Below are 7,548 nucleotides of genomic sequence, written 5' to 3'. Positions count from 1 at the left end.
GCGGCATGGTGTCGGCCAGCATCGGCATCGCGCTTTACCCGCTCGATGCCGACGAACAGGCGGCGCTGGTCAGCCATGCCGACACCGCGCTTTATCGCGCCAAGGCCGAAGGCAAGGACACCTTCCGCTATTTCGAGGCCTCCATGGGTGCCGAGGCGCGCGACCGGCGCAGCCTGGAGCAGGATCTGCGCCAGGCAGTGGCGCGCGGCGAATTCCGGCTCGTCTATCAGCCGCAGAAGGAAATCAGCAGCGGCAGGATGATCGGCTTCGAAGCCCTGCTCCGCTGGCAGCATCCCGACCGCGGCGAGGTTCCGCCTTCGGTGTTCATCCCGGTGGCCGAGGATAGCGGTTCGATTGCCCAGATCGGCGAGTGGGTGCTGTCGACCGCCTGCGAGGAGGCCGCGACATGGAAGAACCCGCTGACGGTCGCTGTCAACGTCTCGGCGGTGCAGCTTCACAATCCAGATTTCAGCCGCAAGGTGCATGAGGTGCTGCTTCGCACCGGCCTGGCGGCGGGCCGGCTCGAGCTCGAGATCACCGAGACGGCGTTGGTGAAGGACATGCCGCGCGCGCTGGCCACCTTGCGTCAGATCAAGGCGCTGGGCGTACGCGTGGCGATGGATGATTTCGGCACCGGCTATTCCTCGCTCTCCAACCTGCGCGCCTTCCCCTTCGACAAGATCAAGATCGACGGGTCCTTCATCAAGTCGGTCGACCGCAACGGCCAGGTCGCGACCATCGTGCGCGCCGTGCTCGGCCTGGGGCGCGGCCTCGGCCTGCCGGTCCTGGCCGAAGGCGTCGAGACGCTCGACGAATTGCGCTTCCTCGATGCCGAGGATTGCGACATCGGCCAGGGATATTTTCTGGGCAGGCCCGGCCCGATCGAGGCGTTCAGCGAGCTCACGGGTGTTCCGGCGGCCGATGACGGCGTCAAGGAAGACGCGGCAACCGCCAAGGTCGAAAATGTCCGGGGCGGCAGCATCCTGATGCTGCAGCCGGCAGCGGCCGCGCGTTCAGGCTGAAGCAGGACCCCAAAAGTGGAAACCGCTTTCGAAGGAGATTCTGGTGTGACAAATGATGAAATTAGGATGACGGTTCAACGAAACGTCGTGTTGTAGCAGGACGGAACGCGATCGCACTCCCTGCTTCCAGCGGCGCATCGCTTGGCCGACTGATCTGCGAACGAAGCGCTGTGGCTAAGGCAAACCCAATCTGCTCGCCTTGGCGGAACTAGATCCGCAATATGAGATTTGGACTCTTCGTTCCTCACAGTCTCTCTTGTGGAAACCCACGTGAACTTGAACACGTAATTTGACGTTTACTCAAGTCCCCCCCAATTTCGGCTAATGTTCGAGATCACCCGCGACGATATTGCTGCACTGAACGATGAAAATTTGCGGTCGCTAATCGGCCGTCTCTGCGAGGCCACGCTCCAGCGCGCGAATCTCCCTGTCTCTGCGGCGACTTGGGGCGGCGACCAAACCGCCAAAGACGGCGGCGTTGATGTGCGTGTGGCGCTGCCCGCAGGAAGCAAGATCGAGGGCTTCATACCAAGGGCCGCAACCGGCTTTCAGGTGAAGAAGCCTGACATGCCCCGATCGGAGATTCCGAAGGAAATGAGGCCGAATGGCGTCATTCGTCCGGTGATTGAGGAACTGGCTGCCGCGGATGGCGCCTACATCATCGTAAGCTCAAGTGGATCCACCGCCGATTCAGCGCTTAACAATCGCCGAGCGGCGATGGCGGAAGCGGTAAACAGCATTGCTGACGCCGAAAAGCTGCATCTCGACTTCTATGACCGCAATCGTATCGCGAGCTGGGTGCGTGCCAATCCGGGGCTGATTGCGTGGGTTCGTTCCCGGGTTAGAAGGCCCATCCCCGGGTGGAAGTCTTACGGGGACTGGTCAAGCGTGCCGGCGGGCGCGGATAAACGCTATCTTCTTGATGACGAGGCACGCATCAAGACGGGCAACAAAGACGATGGTGAAGGCCTGTCGGCCGTAGATGGCATCAACCGCATGCGAGATGCGCTGCGAAAACCAGGTCAGGTTGTTCGTCTTGTTGGCCTCTCAGGTGTTGGCAAGACACGGCTGGTCGAAGCCTTGTTTGACAATACTGTGGGCGCGAACGCGCTGGACCCTTGCCTCGCCTTTTATACCGACGTTGCCGATGGGCCTGATCCACAGCCAAAGGTTCTTGCCTCTGAGCTGACCGCGGCCGGCACGCGCGCGATTTTGGTGATTGACAACTGCCCTCCGGAAACGCACCGGCACCTATCGGAGGTGGTGCGTGCCTCGGGCTCAGCGGTCAGCGCCATCACCGTAGAATATGACATCCGCGAGGATCAGCCAGAAGGCACAGACGTTTTCTCGCTGGAAACATCGTCGGTGCCTCTGATCGCAAAATTGGTGGCGGGTCGCTTCCCGGACTTATCACAGCTCGACAGCCGCAGGATTGCCGAGTTCTCAGGCGGCAACGCGCGGATAGCACTTGCGCTTGCCGGCACCGTAAAGAAAACCGAGACGGTCTCTGGGCTCACCCACACCGAATTGTTCAAGCGTCTCTTCCAGCAACGCCACGAGCACGATGCGGGGCTGTTGCAAATCGCGGAAGCCTGTTCGTTGGTTTACTCATTTCAAGGGGAAGACCTGACGGGCGAGAATGCGGAACTGCCCGTGCTCGGCGGGTTGATCGGAAAGACCGCCCAGGAGGTGTTCACCGCAGCCGCTGAACTGAAGCGGCGGGATCTTTTGCAAAAGCGTGGGGAATGGCGCGCGATCTTGCCCCACGCTATCGCAAACCGACTTGCGGAACTGGCTCTTCAGAATATCCCCTATTCCATTATAGAAGCCGCGATTGTGAATGGGACGTCAGAGCGCCTGTTGCGCTCTTTCTCGCGCCGCCTTGGCTATCTCGACAGCAGCAAGGAGGCCCAGGCCATCGCCAAAGGCTGGCTTGCACCGGGCGGCCTTCTCTTCGATGTGTCGAACCTAAACCCGCTTGGCCACGCGATGCTCGAAAATGTCGCGCCGGTACAGCCTCGAGCAACACTTTCCGCGCTTGAGAATAGCTTCGCCAATACAGACGTGGATGCGCTACTGGCCGGCGCACCTCTTATCCGGCTGTTGCATGCGCTCGCCTATGACGCTGAATTGTTCAAACGTTCCGTGGCATTGTTGTGCAAGTTCGCGGGCATGCATGGTGTGGTGGTCGACAGCGATGCCGAGAAGGCAATCGCGCCTCTCTTCTACGTCGCTTTTTCCGCGACCCACGCACCGTTGTCGATGCGCCTCGAAGTAGCGACAGAATTTCTAAAATCAGACATGCCGGTTGAATGCCATCTCGGCGTCAAGGCGTTGGAAGCCATGATGACAACCGAGCACTTCAGGCCCTATTCCAGTTTTGAGTTCGGCGCGCGGTCGCGGGACTATGGCTACCATCCAAAGAGTAAAGCCGAGTACGATCAGTGGTTCGGCGATGTGCTCAAGACAGCGGAACCCTTCGCGCTACATGACAGCAAAGTCAGAGTACGGGTTCAGAAAAGCATCGCCCGCAAATTTCGAGGCCTCTGGGCGAATGCGGGCCAGTACTACGCGCTGGAGCGCATCTCCAGGGCAATTGCCAAGGACGGTTTTTGGCGCGAGGGTTGGATCGCAACACGGCAAACCCGGCGATACAGCGCGAAAATGCTGGATGCCCGGGCACTGCAACGCCTTACCGAACTGGAGGAATTTTTAAGACCGAAGGATTTGATCGATAGCGTACGGGGAATCGTGCTCGGAGAAAGAGGAGGCAGCCTTGATGACTTCGAGGATGATGACGAAATGGACATTGCCGAGCGCTTGAAGCGCGTCGCCGAGGCTGTTGTGGAATTTGGAAAAGAAGCCGCAGCCGACGAAAAAGCTCTCGCTACAGTCCTTCCGGAACTCATCGGCGGCCATGGGCGGCTTTTCGAATTTGGGCAGGGACTTGCCCTGGGCGCGGACGAGCCGCGCGTCATGTGGAAGCGATTGGCCGCCCAAGTGGCCTCAGCCCAACAGCCAAATGTGCAACTGTTGCGTGGCTTCCTCAATGGGCTTCAAACAAAGGAAGCCACGGCAACACAGGCATTCCTTGATGAAGCCGTAGATGATGCCGTTCTCGGCAAATGGCTGGTCGATCTTCAGGCGAGCGTCACGATCGATGAGGTAGGTGTTGGCCGCTTCCATCGCGCCTTAGAGCTTGGCAAGGTCACTGCCCACGACTTCTTCGTTCTGGTTGGCGGGCGCGTTTGCGATCCAATTCCGGGACCTGCATTTCGTGACCTAGTGGTTGCGATTGCTGCGAAACCCGACGGCTATCCCATCGCCCTGCAAATCGTCATGATGCGCCTACATTCGGACGGCAGCGCGGGACGGAAGCCAAAAGCTGAAACACTTGAGGCTGGGCGCATTCTTCTTAGCCGGCATTCATTCGAGCCAGATCCCAGGCGAATTGATCACAGTGACCACACACTGGGCGGTATCGCAAAGAGCTGCTTGAACGGGCCAGAAGGCGCTCCCGTTGCACGCAAGATATGGCGCGACTTGAAAGCGGCCATTGAGAAGGACGAGGTTTACGCCTGGGACCACAACGACCTTTTGCAAGCCCTATTCAAGATCCAACCTGTAATCATGCTGGACGAGCTCGTTGCGGGTAACGAGCAGGATCGCCGGAACAGCATTGATATCGTTCAGGATGTGATGCACGGCCATCCAAATCCGGTTAGTGAGGTTCCAGATCATGTCATTTTAGAATGGTGTGCGGCCGACCCGGAACCTCGCTATCCCTTTGCTGCTGCCGTCGCCGAGCTTTTCACCCGCTACGATGGTACGGCCGCGCTGGAATGGCGGCCAATCGCCAAAGCGCTTTTGGAGCGCGCGCCTGACCCGGTCGCGGTGTTTGAAGAGATTAACCTCTGGCCAAGAAGCTTTGAGGGGGTCGTACGCGACGGAATGCGAGGTTCGCCTTAACTTGCTCGACCGGCTTGAGACCGGAACCAACCCAGGCCTGATCGCGACGGTCAAGGAAACGCGCGCCAGGCTCGCCGAAACGATAGCCAAAGAACGACGCGAGGAGTTGGAGAAAGACCGGGCGGAAAGCGGTCGCTTTGAATGAACGCGGCCGGCTTATGTTTCGCGATTTAGCCGAAAAATTCGTCGCGGTGGATGCCTCACCTCTCGGCGCACCAGCAGCAGCGCGGTTTCCGTGCGGAATTGCGTTCCCCGACTGGCGTCACGGCGCGAGCGCCGCTTCCACCAGGCGCTTGGCGTCGGGGCTCGACCATTCGGCCGGGCCGTTCATATGCGCGATCAAGCAGCCGTCCGCGTCGATCAGCATGGTGACCGGAAGCCCGAGCGCCAGGCCGCGCGTCTTCGCCTCGTTGAACAGGGCGATCGTCGGATCGCGGTAGAAGCCGAGCGTCTCGACGCCGATTTCCTTGAGGAACTTCTTCGGCTTGGTATCGTCGCCCGTATCGACATTGACCGCGACGACCTCGAAGTCCTTGCTGCCCTTCTCCTTCTGCAGCGCGTCGAGCGCCGGCATCTCGGCGCGGCAAGGCGCGCACCATGTCGCCCACAGATTGAGCAGCACCGTCTTGCCGGCATGGTCGGCGATCGTCATCGGCTTGCCATCGGGACCGTTGAAGGCGAGGCTTTTCAGCGATTGCGGCGGATCGGCTGGCTGCAGCGCCGCGACCTGGCCAACCGCTTTTGCGGCGACGGTCTTGGCCCGGGTTGCCTTGGCCGCACAGGCGGTGTCGTCTTTGCCGGCGGCCGCAGCGACCTTCTCCGGAGCGTTGTTGCCAGAACCGCTCTCGCTGACATATACCGCGACCGCGCCGGCCAGCACGCCCGCCACCAAAGCGGCAAGGATTAGGCGCGTAGCCGGAAAAAAGAATCTCTTGCCGTCTGCCATTTTCAAAACTGCTCCGGAGCACGGGTTATAGCGATGAGCGACAAGAAGGCCAGCAACCAGATGTGGGGCGGACGTTTTGCCTCGGGTCCGGCCGCGATCATGGAAGCGATCAACGCGTCGATCGGCTTCGACCGCAAGCTCTATGCGCAGGACATAAGCGGATCGATCGCCCATAGCGAGATGTTGGCTGAAACGGGCATTATTTCGGCGGCCGATCAAGAAAAAATCGCTCACGGGCTGAACACGATCCTGAAAGAGATCGAGGCCGGCACCTTCGAATTCTCCACCAGGCTGGAAGACATCCACATGAATGTCGAGGCCCGCCTTGCCGACCTGATCGGCCCTGCGGCCGGACGTCTGCACACCGCCCGCTCGCGCAACGACCAGGTGGCGGTCGATCTGAGGCTCTGGGTCAAGCAGGAATGCCAGCGCGTCGCCGAGGCATTGAAGGACTTGATCGCCGCATTCCTCGAACGCGCCGAGGAGCATGCGGCGACCGTCATGCCCGGCTTCACCCATATGCAGGCCGCGCAGCCGGTGACTTTCGGCCACCATTGCATGGCCTATGTCGAGATGTTCGGCCGCGACCTCTCGCGCGTCCACGACGCCATCGAGCGCATGGACGAAAGCCCGCTTGGCGCGGCGGCGCTTGCCGGCACCAGCTTTTCCATCGACCGTCATATGACCGCGAAGGCGCTCGGCTTCCGCGAACCGACGCGCAATTCGCTGGACAGCGTTTCGGACCGCGACTTCGCGCTGGAATTCCTGAGCCTCGCCGCGATCTGCGCGACGCACCTCTCGCGGCTCGCCGAGGAGATCGTCATCTGGTCGACGCCGCAATTCGGCTTCATCCGCCTGTCGGATTCCTTCTCCACCGGCTCCTCGATCATGCCGCAGAAGAAGAACCCGGACGCCGCCGAGCTGGTGCGCGGCAAGACCGGCCGCGTCAACGGCCATCTCGTCGGCCTGCTGACCGTGATGAAGGGCATGCCGCTGACCTATGGCAAGGACATGCAAGAGGACAAGGAAGCGGTCTTCGACGCCGCCGAGACGCTCGACCTGATGCTGGCGGCGACCACCGGCATGGTGCGCGACATGACCGTCAACGCCGCCGCCATGAAGAAGGCCGCCGGCGCCGGTCACGCCACCGCGACCGACCTCGCCGACTGGCTGGTGCGCAATCTCGGCCTGCCCTTTCGCGAGGCGCACCATGTCACCGGCCGCGCCGTGGCGCTCGCCGAGGAGAAGAAGGTCGGCCTGGAGAAGCTCTCGCTGGAGGACCTGCGCTCGATCCATCCCGGCATCACCGACGACATCTTCTCGGTGCTTGCCGTGCAGAATTCGGTGAAGAGCCGGGTGAGCTTCGGCGGCACCGCGCCGTCCGAAGTGCGCAAGCAGATCCGCTACTGGAAAAAGCGGCTCGCCAAGGCGTGAGAGGCTGATTGATGCAAACTGACAAGATTTTAGAACGCTACAGCCACCAGAAATCCAACCTGAGCCTGGCTCTTCTTTCCGACAACGACGGTGGGGATCCAAAGATTCTCATACAAGGCTCGAAGCGGGCGCTGCACCTTCTCGCAGAACTTCTCCTTGCAGTTGCTGATGAGAAAG

At 60.8% G+C, this 7,548-nt stretch carries 5 protein-coding genes; 4 read left to right on the top strand and 1 reads right to left on the bottom strand.

Annotated elements, in window-relative coordinates; genetic code table 11:
- The 3 genes from EOA24_RS21160 to EOA24_RS41740 all read left to right on the top strand — a co-directional run.
- A partial coding sequence (locus EOA24_RS21160) for an EAL domain-containing protein (RefSeq protein ID WP_127410035.1) occupies positions 1-1,022 on the top strand: 1,022 nt, incomplete at its 5' end.
- Between the two features lie 324 nt (positions 1,023-1,346).
- Positions 1,347-4,991, top strand: a complete 3,645-nt coding sequence (locus EOA24_RS21155) for a hypothetical protein (RefSeq protein WP_126081037.1) — start codon at positions 1,347-1,349, stop codon at positions 4,989-4,991.
- A gap of 1 nt (position 4,992) precedes the next feature.
- Positions 4,993-5,136: a hypothetical protein gene (locus tag EOA24_RS41740; protein ID WP_189343060.1), complete on the top strand. Its 144-nt coding sequence runs from the start codon at positions 4,993-4,995 to the stop codon at positions 5,134-5,136.
- A 117-nt stretch (positions 5,137-5,253) separates the two neighbouring features.
- Here the strand turns inward: EOA24_RS41740 and EOA24_RS21150 are convergent, their stop codons facing one another.
- Entirely contained in the window at positions 5,254-5,937 is a 684-nt protein-coding gene (locus EOA24_RS21150) for a TlpA disulfide reductase family protein (protein WP_126081036.1), read from the bottom strand.
- 33 nt (positions 5,938-5,970) lie between these two features.
- Between EOA24_RS21150 and argH the strand changes: the two genes are divergently transcribed.
- Positions 5,971-7,371, top strand: a complete 1,401-nt coding sequence (gene argH / locus EOA24_RS21145; RefSeq protein WP_126081035.1) for an argininosuccinate lyase — start codon at positions 5,971-5,973, stop codon at positions 7,369-7,371.
- The last annotated feature ends 177 nt before the right edge of the window (positions 7,372-7,548 follow it).

Source organism: Mesorhizobium sp. M2A.F.Ca.ET.039.01.1.1, assembly GCF_003998035.1.
Taxonomy (GTDB): Bacteria; Pseudomonadota; Alphaproteobacteria; order Rhizobiales; family Rhizobiaceae; genus Mesorhizobium.
The sequence above is the reverse complement of the archived record's forward strand: the minus strand, read 5'-3'. Positions and strand labels throughout refer to the sequence as shown.

Excerpts from the sequence above, each read along its gene's own strand:
- argH (WP_126081035.1), top strand. The coding sequence starts at position 5,971 with ATGAGCGACAAGAAGGCCAGCAACCAGATGTGGGGCGGACGTTTTGCC.
- EOA24_RS21150 (WP_126081036.1), bottom strand. The coding sequence starts at position 5,937 with ATGGCAGACGGCAAGAGATTCTTTTTTCCGGCTACGCGCCTAATCCTT.
- EOA24_RS21155 (WP_126081037.1), top strand. The coding sequence starts at position 1,347 with ATGTTCGAGATCACCCGCGACGATATTGCTGCACTGAACGATGAAAAT.